Here is a 17382-nt window from a genome sequence, read left to right on the forward strand (position 1 = left end):
TTTTCTAGAGTAATCAAACATTTGTGACAAATACCTATGCCTTTTGATTCATAAAGTACTCTGTTATAACTTGGTTTGGTGATTTAAAGTTTAAGACTTTTTGTGCAATGTTATTATATCTATTAGCATATCGACTATGTGCTTTTAGAAAACTCTCCATACTATTAAACTTACGAGAATAAAATCTCTCACTATCAATTCGATGACTGCGCTCTACCTTTCCATTCTGCCACGGAGAAAATGGTCTTGTCGTTTTATGCTCTATTTCTAATCTTTTTAATACAATATCAAATAAACACTCTCGATCTTTTACTCCATAGTTTGTAAATTCACGACCATTATCTGTTTGTATTGTATGAATAGGAAATCCCATTTTGGCTTCTAAATTTAATAAGAACCGACTTGTATTAGTAACACTTTTTTCATCTATAATTTTTAGAATTCTCTTTCTAGAAAACTCATCAATAGCTGTAAGTTGATAGTAAGATTTTCCTTGTGTTGAAAAGGCTAAACTCTCGCGAGGTACGTATTTTATATCAATCTGAACCTTTTCTCCTGGATATGTTACTAGATCTGGTTTCCACTTGCTTTTTGGAACAGATTTAACAACCTTTTTCTCTTTAATGTGACACCTTATTTGTCGGCACATAGAGCCATATGAGCGTTTATAACCACGCTTTTTTGCCTCAACATATACTTGAGACAGCCCTTCATGTTTAAACTTAGAATGCATACGCTTGATAAGTGCTAGTTCTTCCTCAGTGTGTTGATTAGGATGAGAATGTGGTTTACGACTATACAATCGAAGTGAATCGATAGTCCCGTCGAAACGCTTCACCCAACGTTGTACTTGTTGTCTACTAGTATGATAACGGCGTGCAGCTTCAGCATTATTTCCATACTTTATAGCATATTCACATACTCGTTTACGAAATCTTAATTCTTCAGTTATAATAGAATGCATGAGAAGGAACTCCTTTTGTTGTAATGTTTGGATTAAGCAACTTCATTATAACAGAGTTCCTTCTCATTTTTTATTCACTTGTCACAAATGTATTATACTCTTACAAAACGAAGTCATACATTCTGTGTTTTAATCCATACATCCATGCAACCGCCACAGACCATGCCTTCTTTTACGGCTATATCATCATTTAATTTTACTTCAATACGTCGATGTTGCTCCTTCTTCTTCATGGAATCAATAGCGCTGAGGCGTATTTCATTTTCTGCGCGGCCACCGCCAATAGTGCCAAAAATAGATCCATCAGGGAATACAACCATCGAGGTACCTGCTTTACGAGGCGTAGAACCAGCCGTATGAAGAATTGTTGCTACTGCTAGTATTTCATCTGTGCGTTGACTCAAATATTCTACAAACTCACGATTCATGACTTACAACTCTCTTTCTGCGTAAAAACTGACCTTGTTTACCTCGTACAACAGCAAGGTACTCACTGACGATAGATAAAGCAATTTCCTCTGGTGTTTGAGCACCTAAATCTAGACCAATAGGAGCATAGATCATATCGAGTTCCTCTTGCGTCCAACCTTTGGCTTTCAAATTTTCTAATGCATAATGAATGCGTTGTTGACTGCCCATAACACCCATATAAGTAGGCAGTTGATCTCTCAATTGTTCAAGGCATGTGTTATCGAATTCATGGGCTCTCGTAACAATAATAAATCCATTATATTCATCAAGAGGTAACTTATCTCTAAAATCATCCAAAGGCAAACATTTTCTTATTACACGCTCATCAAAGAATTCAGGCACCACATATTCAGGTCGATCATCAACAACAGTAGCACGACATCCGATAAATAATAATAAATCCGTAATAGCGCGGCTTACATGGCCTGCCCCAAGGACAAGTACAGATGGATCCTTTTCAACAGGTTCAACAAAACATTCAGTGCTACCAAATACACATAAAGCATTCGGCTTGACTCTATTTAGTGTAAAGCCTTCTATAGCGTCACCATATAATATATCCCCATCCTGATTATAGATAGTTCTATCCCCTTGACGAGGCCCCGATAGGATGGTCACCAAAAATGTTGGCTCCGTCACCTGTAATCGGTCTTTCATAATATCATAAATGCTTTCCATCTTTATTCCTTTCATAGTCCCATGCAGTAACGGCCTCTAAGACACCGCCACCAACAGCGAGGGATTTATCAGAAATACTATAACAATGCGATTCCTCACAACGAGCATCCACATCAGCCAATTTAAAATGATCAGATACGATAAGTCCCGTTTTTAAAATGCCCCGTAATGTACCGGTAATCTTAGCCCGCACTGGTTCTTCATCAACATAACCAATCACTTCGTTAGCTTGCACCTCGTCACCAATATGACGTTTAGCTGTAAATACTCCTGCCTTTGGCGAATGAATCACCCGTTCATGGGTATAACCACCCACATTGCCAGGAATACCTGTATTCGGTTGCGCTTCACAATCATAAATACAGCGTCCTAAATTATGTCCACGCATAGTTTCGATGACTACATTCACATCGCGGCCAGCGCTAAATCCAGGACCTACACCAATAACAAAGGGTGCATCGAGTCTAGTAGTTCCTACATTCTTTTTAGCCAAAATGGCATCTACAACAACATCCGGATGCAGTTGATCTAATAGCTCTTCATAGGACGATGTTACAACAGGAATCACACCTTGTGATAACGTATCCTGAATTTCACCGATACACACATGACGTGCAACCAACCGTTCAAGAATCATTTCACCGCAATGAACAGCATTACCATAACTCACCTCTCTACGAATCATAGTAGGTATAGCAATTTCATTAACTACTACAGGGTACCCTGCACGTCTCAATCTATAAATTGCACCGGAAGCGATATCGCCGCCTCCGCGCACAAGTATTAAAGGCTTCATACACCCTCACTTTCACGATGTTGCAAATCGTTATAATCCTCTGGCGTATCTATATCAAATCCCCATTCAGGAATAATACTTACATATTCTACAAAATTATGCCCCACACCACGAATGATCGTTCGTCCACCTTGGTCACCCTCGATGTGTTGCAAGTCCTCAAACCAATGGGCACCAAACAAAACTGGATTGCCAGGGTGTTGAGTTATTCCATATTTAGGTACTACGATTGTTCTATTTGTTTCATCCCTATACTGTTGAAAGCTAGTAATGAGTTGTTCAACAACCATTGGATTCAATAACGGTTGATCAGACACAGAGCAAATGATACCATCTAAAGCGCGTATGCCAAATTCATTCATCAAGTATTTCACGCCTAATGCGATGGATGTGCCTTGACCTAAATCAGAATATTCGTTATGAATAACGAAGAATCCATAACTGCTAGCAATATGGTCAATATCATGGTCCCCACCTGTAACGGCAACCATTGGATAGGTTTTTAAATTCCATGAAGGATTAGTTTGTTCCCAGCCAATTTGTAATGCATGACATACCGCGTCAAGAATCGTCTTTCCGCGCCACGGAAGTAATTGCTTATTTGTTCCCATTCGTCGAGACTGACCTGCTGCTAACAAAACAAGGCCAATACGAGGTGTTTCTCGTGAAAGGGCGCCCCCTAAGGGAGCGCTTTCACCTGTCTTATATTCCATTTTGCTACCTAGCGACATTGAATAATGCGACGAATTTCACAACTAGCCTTATACCCATCAGCCAACACAATGGCCGTAATATCACTATCTACCACATGACTTATGAAATCATCAATAATACGATGTTGTACCGTGTCATAACCCGTGCAGAACAAGATTTTCTTGCCCTTACTATATTGGAATAGCCCTTGTTTATGAAGCACGATTTGAGCAAGCATATGAGGTGTTACAATGGCACCTTCTTCGCGATGTACAATGGATTGAACTAATTCTAAATTATGTACATGATCTTCATCAAGGGATGCGCCCAGCATTTGAAGGTTCACCACCCCTATAGTCGTCTTTGTTTGACTTGGGATAACAGGTTCCGTATGTTTTGGTGCCTTAAGCCATTTCTCTTTGGCTCCATCCGCTTCAACAATGATTTGCCAGTTTGGATGTAACGCACTAAGGCCATCTATGCTTTCACAATCTACAGCATCAACCTTAGTTCGTGTAATACCATTAAACCAGGCACCACAATAACCTTGTTGAATACGTTTTGTACAATATTCATCAACATCATTGATATCCTTTGTATAAATAGGTTCATATTGAGCCACTTGTGATTCATACAACTGTGTTGTAGTCGTCACTACGATAGGTTGTCCTTGCAACCGACCATACTCGACTAGCTTAGATAAGACCGTTGTTTTGCCGCCAGCCCCAACCAATGCGACAATGCCAGGTTGGATAAGACGATTCCAGTACTGCGTTTGTGATGTCATAGCACGAGGCCCCCTTTAGGAATGTAGAAATGGTTATACTTTATATTTCTCGTCCATCCCCATAAATACCTTCTCTGGTGTCATAGGTAATGTACGAATATCCGCACCAACTGCATTTTTTACAGCATGTTGTATTGCAGGACAAGCTGTATTAATAACAATTTCACCGATGGATTTAACACCATATGCACCACTTTCCTCATATGATTCAACAAAGGCTGTATGTAATTCACCAATATCTTGACGTGTAGGAATTTTATAGGTCATAAAATTATTAGTTTCTAAACGACCATTACTAGAGTATCTAACGTCTTCATACAAAGCCATACCAATAGCTTGTACTGCGCCGCCTTCAACCTGTACACGCGCTAGTTTAGGATTCACAACGGTACCACAGTCTACACAATTATACATATGTAACGGTATAATTTGTCCCGTTTGTTTATCTACCTTAACTTCAGCAATAGACGCCATAAATGGTGGTGGAGATGTATGACTACCCCAGGTTGCGAACCCCGTTAATTGTTCGGATGTAGTTCCGACTAATAGCTTAGGCGCTAATTCTTGAACGGACATTTTCTTTGTACCGTCCTTAGTCGTACCTACTAAGCCATCAAAATCAATATCTTCTGGTTTAACATCCATAAATTGGGCTAGTTTATTGATTATCTTTTCTCGCAATTCTTCAGCCGCCATCTTCGCAGCTGTACCCGTTACATAAGTCGTACTCGATGCGTATGAACCTGGATCAAATGGTACGATATCCGTATCAGATTCGACAACCGTCATAGATTCCATCGGACAACCAAGGGCTTCACAAGCCATTTGTGTAAGAATTGTATTAGCCCCCATCCCCATATCGGAAGAGCCCGTATACAATGTGTAGTTACCATCATCGCCAAGACGAATTTCTACGGATGCTACATCGATATTAGCAACACCGGACCCTTGTAAAGCAAGAGCCATCCCCAAGCCGCCGCGATAGCGCTCATCAATGTCCCAACTATGAGGACGTTCATCCCAACGAGCCATTTCCTTAACCTTATTTACAGTTTCTTGGAATAGGCCAGAATCCATGATTTCATCAGGATCATACACTAAGCTACGTTCACCGGCAGCAATTAGATTCTTTTGACGAAGTTCCGCTGGGTCGATTCCCATTTCGTCCGCCAAACGGTTTACTGCACATTCTAAAGGCCACAAAGCCTCTGTAGCGCCATAACCACGGAAGGCTCCGCCCGGCGTATGATTCATGTAAACCCCTTCCGTGCCGTAATGCACCGCTTTTGCCTTGTTATACAATGGCACGGATTTATGTTCCCCCGCTGTGGTTGTCGTAAAGCAGTGGGTTGCATGAGCACCTGCATCAGTAATGGAGTCCATGTCAATAACTTGGATAATGCCATCTTTTGTAGCACCTACGCGAATATACCATTCACGAGCATGACGTGTAGTAGAACAAGTTTGTGCTTCTGTTCTATCATATAGCAAATAACATGGCTTTTGTAATTTCCAGGTTACAAATGCTGTCATCAATTCGGTACAAGCCGTTTGTTTCGATCCAAAACCACCGCCAATGCGAGGTTTAATAACGCGGATTTTAGATGCAGGAATTCCTAGTGCTCGCGCAATATGACGGCGCACATGGAACACGATTTGCGTAGAGCTAACGATGACAATACGTCCTAAATGATCAATATAGCCAAAGCTTTGGAATGGTTCCATTGCAGATTGACGCGTAGCTTGGTCGAAATATGTGCCTTCTACGACATAATCGCATTTAGCAAGTTCCGCTTCAATATCACCAACACGCTTATGGTACGATACACAAATATTGCGTTTATAGTCTTGTCCTACTGGAATGTGATTGAGAATATCATCTTCTGGATGAACTACTGTTTCATGGTCCATAGCCGTGCATAAATCAAGCACCGGTTTTTGCACCTCGTATTCAACCTTAATGAGAGGCATCGCCTTCAATGCAGTAGCTTCATCTTTAGCCACGACGAGGGCCACTTCATCACCTACATAGCGAACTACAGAATCGAGAATCAACGCATCATAGGCAGATGGCTCTGGATAGGTTTGACCTGCTAAAGTAAAACGCGTGTTCGGTACATCTTCATAGGTAAAAATAGCCTCTACACCAGGGATTAATTTAGCTTTAGATGTGTCAATAGATTTAATTTTCGCCTGTGCATGTGGACTACGCAATACCTTAATAATGAGGGCATCTTTTGGCACAAAATCCCCTGTATAAGAAGGTTTACCACTGAGTATACCCTTGGCATCGACTTTATCATAAGACTTACCAATGTGCTTCATTATAAACCTCCTTGTAGATACTTACGAATACCGCGGAGTTGCGACTCATAGCCGGTGCAGCGACAGAGATTACCAATCAAGTATTCTCGGATTTCATCATCACTAGCATTAGGATTTCTACGTTTCAATGCGATAGCGCTCATCATCATACCGGTAGTACAGAAACCACATTGGTCAGCCCCTTCGGAAGCAAGACAATCTGCTAATAATGAGGCTTCCGCTTCAAGACCTTCGAGGGTTGTAATGGAATGGCCTGGCGCACGGAATGTAGGATATGCGCAGGATAACGTGATTTCATCGTCGACCCAAACAGTACATAAACCACAGTTTGTCGTATCACAGCCACAGCGTACGCTATAATAGCCTAAGTTACGCAGCGTAGTTAATAGCATTTCATCCGTTGGCACATTAACGGTTACATTCTTATTATTAATATTCAATACTAATTCCATTATCGTGCCACCTCCTTAACTAACCGACGAACCATGGCTTTAGCCATCTCAATGCGATATTCCTTGGATGCATGAGAATTTTTTTGATACACTAATTCCTCTGATGCAATCTGTGCTGCCTCATCTAATGCATCTAATCCTTTTTCTGAAAGCAAAGCACTCGCTTTCTCTGCTAGTTGTGGCGCACCTGGACGGGTCCCGATATAGACTTCATAATTTGTATCATCACGACGAATAGAACCGGTTAAATATGGAAAGTCACCACGAGAAATGCGCAACGCCTCAACCGCAACAGGCACTTCGCGTTTAGGGATGCGAATTTCAACTAAAATATCGCGTTCCCGATAATTCATATAATCCTTCATGGACATACGACCACCTTTATAGGTTACGATGTCTGCATGAACAGCTAACAAGGCGGGAATGATATCAGAGAACCCAAATTTACTAGCTACGGAACCACCCATGGTAGCCATATTTCTAAATTGGACGCCTAGAATTTCTTTGACACCACGTACTACAGCACCGCCACAAAAGCGTTGTAATGGTTCAAATCGTTCTACATCGCCTTGTGTCGCCATGGCACCAATAACAAATTCGTTATCTTCTTCACGAACATATCGTAAATCTAATCCTGCCATATCGATTACTGCAGGCCATGTACGGCGACCTAAGCGCAGCCAACACCCGCCAGCAAGCATCGGTGCCGTCTTATTTTTCACGGCCATTTCATAGGCCTCTTCCACCGTCTTCGGTTGTAACACTTTCAAAAAGGCTAACATAATCTATCCTCACAATGGTATACTAAAAACAATCATTATCTTAAGCCATTTCCTATTAGCAATGTTGCCATAAAACCTTTTATTTTTGCTTATATATATAATTGTAACAACTATTACATCGTAAATCTATGACAAACAATATAAAATTACAAGAAGTTTGCAAACAATTACATATACCCGTAGTGGGCACCACGTCATGGCCACTCCCTATAGAGGCCCGTGAAATTTTGCAGGAATCCAATCCCTGTCCATTCACAGCAGCTGACATAGACGAACGACTGATAGGCACAACAGACTTTATGCCACGCAGTGCCATCGTCTGTCTATTTCCCTATCATGTGCCACATGAAGGTCCTACAAATCTATCCCGTTACACGTGGGCCACTGATTACCATCTAGTGGTGATAGACTATTTACAACGCCTCGTAGATGAACTTAAAACGACTGCCCCAGATGCATCATTCTCTATCCATTGCGATACGAGTCCCTTGGCTGATCGATATATGGCGTATTTAGCAGGCCTTGGGGTCTATGGAAAAAATAAATGCTTTATCAATCCAACTTGGGGTTCTTATATCGTCATCGGCACTGTGCTCACCACATTAGAGTTCGAACCCAATACGCCTATGACCGATACGTGTATGGGCTGTAATCGGTGTATTACATCCTGCTTAGGTCAATGTCTAAATGGCAATGCATTTAATTACGCCACCTGTAAAAGCTATTTAACGCAAAAAAAAGGCGATCTCACCGATGACGAACAAGCCATCATCAGGAAATCACCTTTGTTATTCGGTTGTGATGTATGCCAAGAAGTATGCCCCCATAATAAGGACTTACCTACAACACCCATTATTGAATTTCAATCTATCGAACCTTATGTGGATGTTGATGAATTAGAGTCTATGACCAATAAGGAGTTTAAGGCAAAACACGGCCATCGAGCCTTCTCATGGCGCGGTAAAAAGATATTGATACGCAATCAGGAATATATTACAAAACCTTAATACTACCTACTATATTTTATAGTAATTTAGTTTATCCAAGGACTCACTCAAAGCCGGTACATATTCTTCGATGAACATGTCCACCTCTGGCATATTTAGAGCTTTCAACTTGGCCAGAATCGTATCGTGCGCCTCCTTGAATTCATCATTGCCCGCATGTAATTCATTAACGCATTTCATATAGGCGGACAAGGTATCGGCAGCTTTCACAATCGGCCATTCAGGCAATGTTTCAGCATCTACAATATACGGTTTATAAACAGATTGCAATCGTTCCGGCAATGTGCTAAACATTTTTTCTTGCGCTAAGGTTTCCACCTCGCCATACAAGGAACGAAGCTTAGGATCAAAGTATTTAATAGGCGTTGGCATATCCCCTGTAAAGATTTCACTCACCTCATGGTACATGGCAATGACGGCCACCTTGTTAATATCTAAATTTCCACCGAAATATTCATTTTTAAGAGCCGCCAAATTATGGGCTACCATGGCTACCTCAAGGCTGTGTTCTTGAATATTTTCTGTTTCCGTATTGCGCATCAAGCTCCAACGGTTAATAAAGCGCATCCGTTTTAAAAAAGCAAAAAATGAACTCATACATATCCCCCTTACAATGAAGGTCCCACCAGAAGGTAGGACCTTTTATAGTATGTATAACTAAATAGTTATGATATTAAATGACACCGCGTAATTTAAAGCCATAGTCTAGGAACTGAACGGCCTCATTCCAACGGTTGTCATCATTGAGCATCACCACAATCATAGTGTGCCCATTTCGCGTAGCCGATGCGATTAAACATTCACCAGCCGCATTTGTAAAGCCCGTCTTTAAGCCATTAGCACCAGGATATTTATTACGGATAAAATGGTTTGTAGTGCGAATCGTTTCAGGCGCACGGTTTTGATAAGGCACCTTATAGTAATCATTGGCCACCTTGTCGCGGAACATTTGATATTTCATCCCATAAGCTGCAATCAAAGCCAAATCTCGTGCCGTCGAATGATGACCCATTTGGGTCAATCCATGAGGGTTAAGGAATACACTGTTTTTAGCCCCCGCCTTAGCAGCTATGCGATTCATATCCTTCGCAAAATTTTCTACAGACCCACTTACGTTCTCTGCCACCACTACGGCCGCATCATTACCAGATGCTACCATCATACCTTCAAGAACACCTTCCAAGGTGATTTGGTCGCCTACTTGTACGCCAAGATTAGATTCTTCCATGCTCGTCGCATAGGGACTAATCGTAGCTAACTCATCTAATTGTGTTCCTTTTAACTCAAGTGCTGTTAATAAGGTTACCATTTTCGTAGTACTTGCCGGATGCATCCATTTATCGGGATTCTTGGCGAATAAAATCTCCTTATTATCTGCATCAATGAGTACCACTGCTTCACCAATGGTAGATGGAGGCGTAGGTGCAGCACCATGAACAACAGTACCTAAGAGCATGGCACCTATGAAAGCTAACGCCAATATAAAACGTTGCCATACTAAGTGCCTATGCATTATTAAATCTCTCATATCAATCTCTTTCTACATATTATTAACTTGTAAATTCATGATTTATCAGATTTCTTGATTCGTGGTAGTTACTTTTTTCTTAGTTTCTTTAATTTCATCTGTAGAAGTATCTGCGTGTTGTATATATACAACACGTTGTGGATATGGAATATCTATACCATGCTTATCAAAAGCATCTTTTACATCGGACATAATACTATATCGAACCTCAAGAAACTGACTAGTTTTAACTTCTGCAAACGCAGAAATACGCACAGAGTTATCACCAAATTCAGAAATACCAATCTCCATATATTTAGCATTTAGAATACGTTTATCCTTGTCAAAAACGTCCTTTAAAATTCTAATCGCTTCATGATGATCATTGTTATAGCCAATATCAAAAACAAACGGAATCATTCGTTCAGTCATATAGGAATAATTCGTTACTGATTGAGATGTAAGAATCGAGTTTGGTATATACACTCGTTTTTGATCTCTTGTAGTAACAATAGTATTCATAAACTGTATAGATGTAACACTACCTGTAATGTCCCCAACCTCAATATAGTGTCCAGCGCGAAATGGTTTAAATATTAAAATCAATAATCCAGATGCCAAGTTTGACATATTATTTTGTAATGCCAAGCCAATACCTAAACCAAAAGCACCGAAAGCTGCTACAAAGGATGTTGTAGGAACACCAACTTGATTAAGACAGATTAATAATAAACCTACAAGCAATACATAATTAATAATTTGAGATACAAAGCCCATTGCAGCAGTATCATAGTTGGCCCGTGTCATAACACGAACGGCAAGAGTTTTAATCCACCGAATAATATAGCGGCCTACAAAAAATATAATAAGAGCAAGCAAAATATTACCGGCTTGGCTAAAAAACCATTCTCTTAATTTTAACAATACATTGGCATCGTTAAATAACAATTCTGATGCGGTTGCTAAGAATTCGTACATGTATACCCCCACAATTCTTAAGGTGACTAACTCAAATCTATGGTAAACATATGATATAATTTCACATGTAAATGTTATGTATTATAAACAACTTATATGAAGATAATAAAATATTACCTTTTATTATAGCTTTATATTCTATATCTAACAATGATAAACTAGGGAGTTCTATATGTCTAATAATCCATACACAGCGCCAGATGAATTAATAACGGGCGGTCATGTCACTAAAGAATGTAACTCTGTAACCATACTCTTTGACGACATTCACTATTCCTTGAGCAGCGGTCAGCTCAATGGAGGCTTTCACCATACATTAGGTGTACGTAATCAACAATTAACCTACCATATTGAAACAGAAAAAGATCTACCAGGTGGCTCTGTAGCAAACTATTTAGCTCAAGAATTTGAGCATATCGATGTGCCTGTACATTTCAGCACTGCACTGTTAACCTCTGCTACACCATCCCTTCATGCGTACACAATGGTACAAGAAAGTGATACAATCGTTGAAACCATTGTCACCGGTGGTTATAAGAAAACGGCCCATCGTGCAGGTACAGGTTATTGTTATGAAGAAAAAGATGGTGAATTCCACACTCCTGGCACAATTAATATCCTCGTATTCACCAACAAGGCCTTAACAGATAGTGCGATGGTGAAAGCCATCATGACGATTACCGAGGCTAAAACAGCAGCATTACAAGATTGGAAGGTGGAAAGTACCAAGGACTTCCCCAAATACAATACACATATAGTTCACAGTTTAGCAAAAGAAACGAATACCTCCGCTACTGGAACTGCTACAGATGGCATCATCTTAACCATCAATGCAAATGGCGATGTATTAACTGATGCAGGATCCTATTCCCTATTCGGCGACACATTAGCCAAAGCTGTATACCTAGGTGTACAACGAGCATTAGAAAATGCCATCGGTACCGAATGATTTATACAAGCAAAAGGCCCTTTGTGAATAATCACAAAGGGTCTTTTTATATCTATCTCCTCCGCATACAATCGCTTGTAAGGGTTAGTATTCTTTAAAGATTCGTTCCAAATCCTTGCAAGTACGTTCCTTTTGTAAGGCCAACATCAACAAGATACGAGCCTTTTGAGGTGACAAGCTATCACATACAAAATAGCCTGCCTCCACATCTTGGGGAACCTTAGATACTATACCACTTCCCGTTCTGGATGCGCGTACAACAGGTATTGGTAAATTGGATGTTACCTTGCGGATAGGTTCTGGTATCGTACCATGGCCTAAGCCAGCTAAGATTAAACCCGATGGGTTCGTTGCCACTATGGCAAGCCCCATAATTTCTTCGATACCTGCATAACAGGTTAAGATTTCAGCACGTGGTAAGTCATCGTCCTCTGGCAAGCCAAACTCAGATTCCATCGTATGCTTACGCAACGGACACATATAGTATTGGGCTATACCATCTTGTACAATACCAAGATGACCTGCATTAGGACTACCAAAGGTTGCCACATTAGTTGTATTCATTTTCGTTACATCACGAGCACCATAAATATAGCCATTCATAACTACCAGTACGCCCTTATTATATGATTCTGGTGTTCGAGCCACTTGTATAGCTTGCAACAAATTAATAGGGCCATCGGCACTGATAGCTCCTGCTGGACGCATCGAACCAGTTATAACGATAGGCTTATCAGTATGGACAGTAAGATGCAAAAAGTACGCAGTTTCCTCCATACTATCCGTGCCATGTGTAATAACAACACCCGCAATATCATCATTATCCACACATTTTTGTACTAATTTTGATAGACGGACCCATTGAAATAGCGTTATATCTGAACTTTCAATATTACAAAATTGATTGCACACAAAAGGTCCATAATCTCTAACGCCAGGTACAGAGGATATAATTTCTTCTAAGGGCAATACACCTGCTGTATATCCCGTCAAATCAGTATCCGAAGCACCTTGTCCCGCAATGGTACCACCAGTACCAATGATTGCAATTTTCTTAGTCATCTTATCCTCCTATAGGTATCATAATGTAGAAGGTTTAAAGGAAGGCATTAATTCAAGTTTATGCCGATTAATTCGTTGTAGATAATCAATGCGCTCCTTCGTTTGTATATCTTCAATTTCTCCGGTTCGAATATATCGATCGAGAACGGCATAGGTAAATCCTAGTTTATCCTCGTCAGATTGACCACTGAGCCCATCACTAGGCGTTTTGTCTACTAAATGACGGGGAATATCCAAAAGTCGTCCAATTTGACGCACCTCTTCAACCACGAGATTCGCCAATGGACTAAAGTCACCCGCTGCATCGCCAAACTTGGTAGAGTAGCCCACATAGTCTTCAGAGCCATTACATGTATTAGCAACACGTGCACCATATAACAAATTTTGACCTACCGCATATAATGTGGCCATCCGCAAACGAGGTGGCGTATTAATTTCTGCATCTCGCGCTAAAGCTGTACGGCCCGTTACATTGGAAAAGCCCTCTCCTTGTACAATGGCCTTCGTTAATGCACGATAGGCATTACCAATATTCACAATCATATAGGGAATACCAAGATGCGCCACCACCTCTTTTGCATCATCTATATCGGATTGTACGTCATTTGGCATAAGGACGCCTACAACGCGTTCTGCACCAAGCGCCTCCTTACAAAGAGCGGCTACTACGCTAGAATCCTTACCGCCCGAAATGCCGACTACAGCGGAGCATGCAGGTCCATTTTGTTCAAAATAGTCCCGAATCCACGCCACTAATTCCTCTTTTGTTCGTTCTGGATGTGTAAGCATAGGCCCTCCTATTTTTTACGACCAATACGATTCAATAAGTCCATCTTCATATGGTAATAGTCAGGGCTCATATCTAGATAGTGACGATGTGGATTTTCAAAGCGTTGTTCTTCCGGCCAAATCTCATGAGCTAATTGTTCTTGTACATAGGTGCGTATCGATTCCAATGTTGGGGATGGTACGATTTGATTGCCCCCTTTAATCATGAGTTCCTGCATATTTTTAAATGTACAGTTTTCATAATACAATTCTCTCCACGGTTTTTCTGGATCGATATAACGATATGGTTTTTCTGTGGATGGCACTTCGCCAGGTAATGTCAATAATTCAGCAATAGCGCGACCAGCTTCATTATAAACGCGATATACCTGTTTCAATCCAGGATTGGTAATCTTTTCCACAGACTCAGAAATCTTAATGCGCGGTTCCCATACGCCTCCTTTTTCAACGCCTGCAATCTTGTATACAGCGCCGAATACAGGATCCGTTTTCGACGTAATCAATCGTTCCCCTACGCCAAAGATATCAATAGGGCCACCTTGATTTAATAAGGATGAAATCGTATATTCATCAAGGCTATTAGATGCCATAATCTTGCAATCGTTCATCCCCGCATCATCGAGCATACAACGCGCTTGCTTAGCTAAATATGCTAAGTCACCAGAATCGAGGCGGATGCCTTTTAATCGATGACCATTCGGTTCCAAAATATCCTTGGCAACCTTAATGGCATTTGGTACACCCGATTCTAATACATTATAGGTATCCACCAAGAACACAGCGCTGTCCGGATACACTTCAGCATAGGACTTGAATGCTTCATATTCAGAATCGTGGTACATAACCCAACTATGTGCCATGGTACCATTTACAGGAATCCCAAATTGTTGTCCCGCTAGAACTGTGGCAGTCCCATTGACACCGCCTATGAAAGCCGCCCGCGCACCATATACAGCAGCATCTACATTGTGAGCGCGACGAGCCCCAAAATCGGATACAATGCGCCCATCGGCGGCGCGCACGATGCGGTTCGCCTTTGTAGCAATAAGCGATTGATGATTAATCATGGTAAGCACTGCTGTTTCCACAATTTGTGCGTCGATAAGAGGTGCTACGATGGTCATAATCGGCTCATTAGGATATATGATGGTACCTTCTTTGAAGGCATATACATCACCGATAAATTTGAAGTTGCGCAAATACTCTAAAAATTCATCACTAAATAAATGCAATGATTTAAAATACGCCATATCCTCCTCATCGAAATGAAGATTCAAAATGTATTCTAAAACTTGTTCCAATCCGCCAAAGATAGCAAATCCACCTTTGTCCGGATTGCGACGGTAAAATACGTCAAAGGCAACGCGGTCTGTATTGTCTTGTTTCGTAAAGTACCCATGAGCCATGGTCATCTCATAGAGATCCATAAGCATACTAATGTTGCGACGTTCATGTTGCATACTTTCACCATCCTATATAAATAAAAGGTATATAATACAGCGCGTTCGTTATACATTACGCATGATACTATTATAAACTATATACATCGTCTTTTCTATTCATAGTACATGTGATATAACTATATTATAGATAATAATTACTTATTAACTAATGAATAAACATGAATAATCTCATAGCAACTAAGATAATTAGAATTATATGGGATATATTTTCAGAATGAGAGGTGCCAAATGGACGCAATCGTTCAAGCAAAACGCGTATTAGAAATATTTAAAGAAATGAGCCAAATCCCACGTGGATCTGGCAATGAAAAGGGCATTAGCGATTACATTGTCAATTTTGCTCACAATTTAGGTCTCGAAGCTACACAAGATAGCGAATGGAATGTAGTCATCAAAAAACCAGCTACACCAGGCTATGAAAATCGTCCATCCGTCATCCTTCAAGGTCATATCGATATGGTATGCGTAAAAGGTCATGATTCCAACCATGATTTTACAAAAGATCCAATCGCCAACATCATCGAAGGTGAATGGATGCACGCCGATGACACTACATTGGGTGCAGATAATGGCATGGGCGGCGCTATGATTTTAGCAGTCCTAGAAGATAAGAACCAACAACATGGTCCACTACAAGTATTGTTCACAACTAACGAAGAAACAGGTATGGATGGTGCTGCAGCGGTAAAAGAAGGTCAAGTAACAGGTGACTATCTAATCAACTTAGACACCGAAGTGGAACATGAGTTCTGTGTAAGCTGCGCTGGCGGCTGCCACGTTAATGTATCCATCCCACTATTGCGCGAAAATAATCTACCTGGTTATGATGCAGGGCTTTCACTAACTGTAAAAGGTTTAAAGGGTGGTCATTCCGGTATCGAAATCATTGAACAACGAGCTAATGCAAACCAAGTACTTGCTCGCGTTCTTTATGATTTAGAAAAACAATATTCCTTTAATCTAGCTTCTTTCGTAGGTGGTGTTAAACATAATGCGATTCCATCTAAAGCGGTTGCAACCATGTCTGTACGCAACGAGGATATAGAAGCGATTAAGACCCTTATCAAATTCTACGAAAAAGAATACAAACATGAATTTGCAATCAAAGATCCTGATTTAACATTCGTAGTGGAAGAAATTCCTACACCGGCAACAGTGTATGCTGATGATACGGCAGAAGCCTTAATTTCCTACCTCTATCTTGCAGAAGATGGAGTTCACTCTATGAGTCAAACCATCGAAGGGCTTGTAGAAACATCAGATAATCTCGCTATCGTTTCTGAAGGCACACATACGATAGACATCCTCGTATCAGTTCGTAGCTCTAATAAAAACAGCTTAGAATACTTAACTAAAAAATTATTACTCCTTGCTGATACATTAGGTGTTTCTGCTACCCGCAGCGGTGGTTATCCCGCATGGGAATACGATAAAGGCTCTAAACTAGAAGAACAAGTTATCGCACTTTACAATACCATGTCCGACACCCCTGCCCGCGTGAATGCAGTCCATGCAGGCCTAGAATGTGGCTTATTAAAGAATGTTTTACCAAATACTGAAATGATCAGCTTTGGTCCAACAATCATTAGCCCACATACAAATATGGAACGCGTACATCTACCTTCTGTAGAACATGTATATGTATTCCTTAAAGCATTACTAGAAAAATTACAATAATT

The 17382-nt window shown here is 40.6% G+C and carries 18 protein-coding genes; 3 read left to right on the forward strand and 15 right to left on the reverse strand.

Annotation, left to right across the window (positions count from 1 at the left end; all coding sequences use genetic code 11):
- Positions 1-34 precede the first annotated feature (34 nt).
- The 9 genes from HMPREF1504_RS01650 to HMPREF1504_RS01690 form a co-directional block, all read right to left on the reverse strand.
- The gene (locus HMPREF1504_RS01650; protein ID WP_005379765.1) at positions 35-964 is read right to left on the reverse strand and encodes an IS481 family transposase; all 930 of its coding nucleotides are present in this window, start codon (positions 962-964) and stop codon (positions 35-37) included.
- Positions 965-1077: 113 nt separating this feature from the next.
- Entirely contained in the window at positions 1078-1392 is a 315-nt protein-coding gene (locus HMPREF1504_RS01655; RefSeq protein ID WP_038122882.1) for an XdhC family protein, read from the reverse strand.
- Entirely contained in the window at positions 1382-2113 is a 732-nt protein-coding gene (locus tag HMPREF1504_RS01660; RefSeq protein WP_005375457.1) for an XdhC family protein, read from the reverse strand. The genes HMPREF1504_RS01655 and HMPREF1504_RS01660 overlap by 11 nt, the downstream gene beginning before the upstream one ends.
- Entirely contained in the window at positions 2097-2909 is an 813-nt protein-coding gene (gene yqeB / locus HMPREF1504_RS01665) for a selenium-dependent molybdenum cofactor biosynthesis protein YqeB (protein WP_051411658.1), read from the reverse strand. Before yqeB ends, HMPREF1504_RS01660 begins: the two co-directional genes overlap by 17 nt.
- The gene (locus tag HMPREF1504_RS01670) at positions 2906-3622 is read right to left on the reverse strand and encodes an NTP transferase domain-containing protein (protein WP_038122885.1); all 717 of its coding nucleotides are present in this window, start codon (positions 3620-3622) and stop codon (positions 2906-2908) included. Before HMPREF1504_RS01670 ends, yqeB begins: the two co-directional genes overlap by 4 nt.
- 8 nt (positions 3623-3630) lie before the next feature.
- On the reverse strand, positions 3631-4389 hold the full coding sequence (gene yqeC / locus HMPREF1504_RS01675) for a selenium cofactor biosynthesis protein YqeC (protein WP_038122888.1): 759 nt from the start codon (positions 4387-4389) through the stop codon (positions 3631-3633).
- Positions 4390-4422: 33 nt separating this feature from the next.
- Entirely contained in the window at positions 4423-6714 is a 2292-nt protein-coding gene (locus HMPREF1504_RS01680; protein WP_038122891.1) for a xanthine dehydrogenase family protein molybdopterin-binding subunit, read from the reverse strand.
- Complete coding sequence (locus HMPREF1504_RS01685) at positions 6714-7166, reverse strand: (2Fe-2S)-binding protein (protein ID WP_038122895.1); 453 nt, start codon at positions 7164-7166, stop codon at positions 6714-6716. The genes HMPREF1504_RS01680 and HMPREF1504_RS01685 overlap by 1 nt, the downstream gene beginning before the upstream one ends.
- Positions 7166-7948, reverse strand: a complete 783-nt coding sequence (locus HMPREF1504_RS01690; RefSeq protein ID WP_038122897.1) for a xanthine dehydrogenase family protein subunit M — start codon at positions 7946-7948, stop codon at positions 7166-7168. Before HMPREF1504_RS01690 ends, HMPREF1504_RS01685 begins: the two co-directional genes overlap by 1 nt.
- Before the next feature lie 128 nt (positions 7949-8076).
- Between HMPREF1504_RS01690 and HMPREF1504_RS01695 the strand changes: the two genes are divergently transcribed.
- Complete coding sequence (locus HMPREF1504_RS01695; protein ID WP_016476028.1) at positions 8077-8955, forward strand: epoxyqueuosine reductase; 879 nt, start codon at positions 8077-8079, stop codon at positions 8953-8955.
- 9 nt (positions 8956-8964) lie between these two features.
- On the opposite strand, the gene yfbR is transcribed toward HMPREF1504_RS01695, so the two are convergent.
- The 3 genes from yfbR to HMPREF1504_RS01710 form a co-directional block, all read right to left on the reverse strand.
- On the reverse strand, positions 8965-9552 hold the full coding sequence (gene yfbR / locus HMPREF1504_RS01700) for a 5'-deoxynucleotidase (RefSeq protein WP_038122902.1): 588 nt from the start codon (positions 9550-9552) through the stop codon (positions 8965-8967).
- A gap of 76 nt (positions 9553-9628) precedes the next feature.
- Positions 9629-10483 (reverse strand): D-alanyl-D-alanine carboxypeptidase family protein, encoded by an 855-nt coding sequence (locus HMPREF1504_RS01705; RefSeq protein WP_038122903.1) that lies wholly within the window; start codon positions 10481-10483, stop codon positions 9629-9631.
- A 45-nt stretch (positions 10484-10528) separates the two neighbouring features.
- Positions 10529-11440, reverse strand: coding sequence for a mechanosensitive ion channel family protein (locus tag HMPREF1504_RS01710; RefSeq protein ID WP_005375336.1), 912 nt, complete (start codon positions 11438-11440; stop codon positions 10529-10531).
- 172 nt (positions 11441-11612) lie between these two features.
- Between HMPREF1504_RS01710 and HMPREF1504_RS01715 the strand changes: the two genes are divergently transcribed.
- Entirely contained in the window at positions 11613-12389 is a 777-nt protein-coding gene (locus HMPREF1504_RS01715; protein WP_005375512.1) for an adenosylcobinamide amidohydrolase, read from the forward strand.
- Between the two features lie 84 nt (positions 12390-12473).
- Here the strand turns inward: HMPREF1504_RS01715 and HMPREF1504_RS01720 are convergent, their stop codons facing one another.
- Genes HMPREF1504_RS01720 through HMPREF1504_RS01730 form a run of 3 tightly spaced genes read right to left on the reverse strand, consistent with a single transcriptional unit; the run spans position 12474 to position 15700 of the window.
- Positions 12474-13451: an asparaginase gene (locus tag HMPREF1504_RS01720; RefSeq protein ID WP_038122907.1), complete on the reverse strand. Its 978-nt coding sequence runs from the start codon at positions 13449-13451 to the stop codon at positions 12474-12476.
- Positions 13452-13469: 18 nt separating this feature from the next.
- Positions 13470-14240 carry an NAD(+) synthase gene (gene nadE / locus HMPREF1504_RS01725; protein WP_038122911.1) on the reverse strand — a complete coding sequence of 257 codons (771 nt, stop codon included), beginning with the start codon at positions 14238-14240 and terminating at the stop codon, positions 13470-13472.
- A gap of 8 nt (positions 14241-14248) precedes the next feature.
- Complete coding sequence (locus tag HMPREF1504_RS01730) at positions 14249-15700, reverse strand: nicotinate phosphoribosyltransferase (RefSeq protein WP_038122914.1); 1452 nt, start codon at positions 15698-15700, stop codon at positions 14249-14251.
- A gap of 231 nt (positions 15701-15931) precedes the next feature.
- Between HMPREF1504_RS01730 and HMPREF1504_RS01735 the strand changes: the two genes are divergently transcribed.
- On the forward strand, positions 15932-17380 hold the full coding sequence (locus tag HMPREF1504_RS01735) for an aminoacyl-histidine dipeptidase (protein WP_038122917.1): 1449 nt from the start codon (positions 15932-15934) through the stop codon (positions 17378-17380).
- Positions 17381-17382: the final 2 nt, after the last annotated feature.

Source organism: Veillonella sp. ICM51a (genome assembly GCF_000524355.1).
Taxonomy (GTDB): Bacteria; Bacillota; Negativicutes; order Veillonellales; family Veillonellaceae; genus Veillonella; species Veillonella atypica.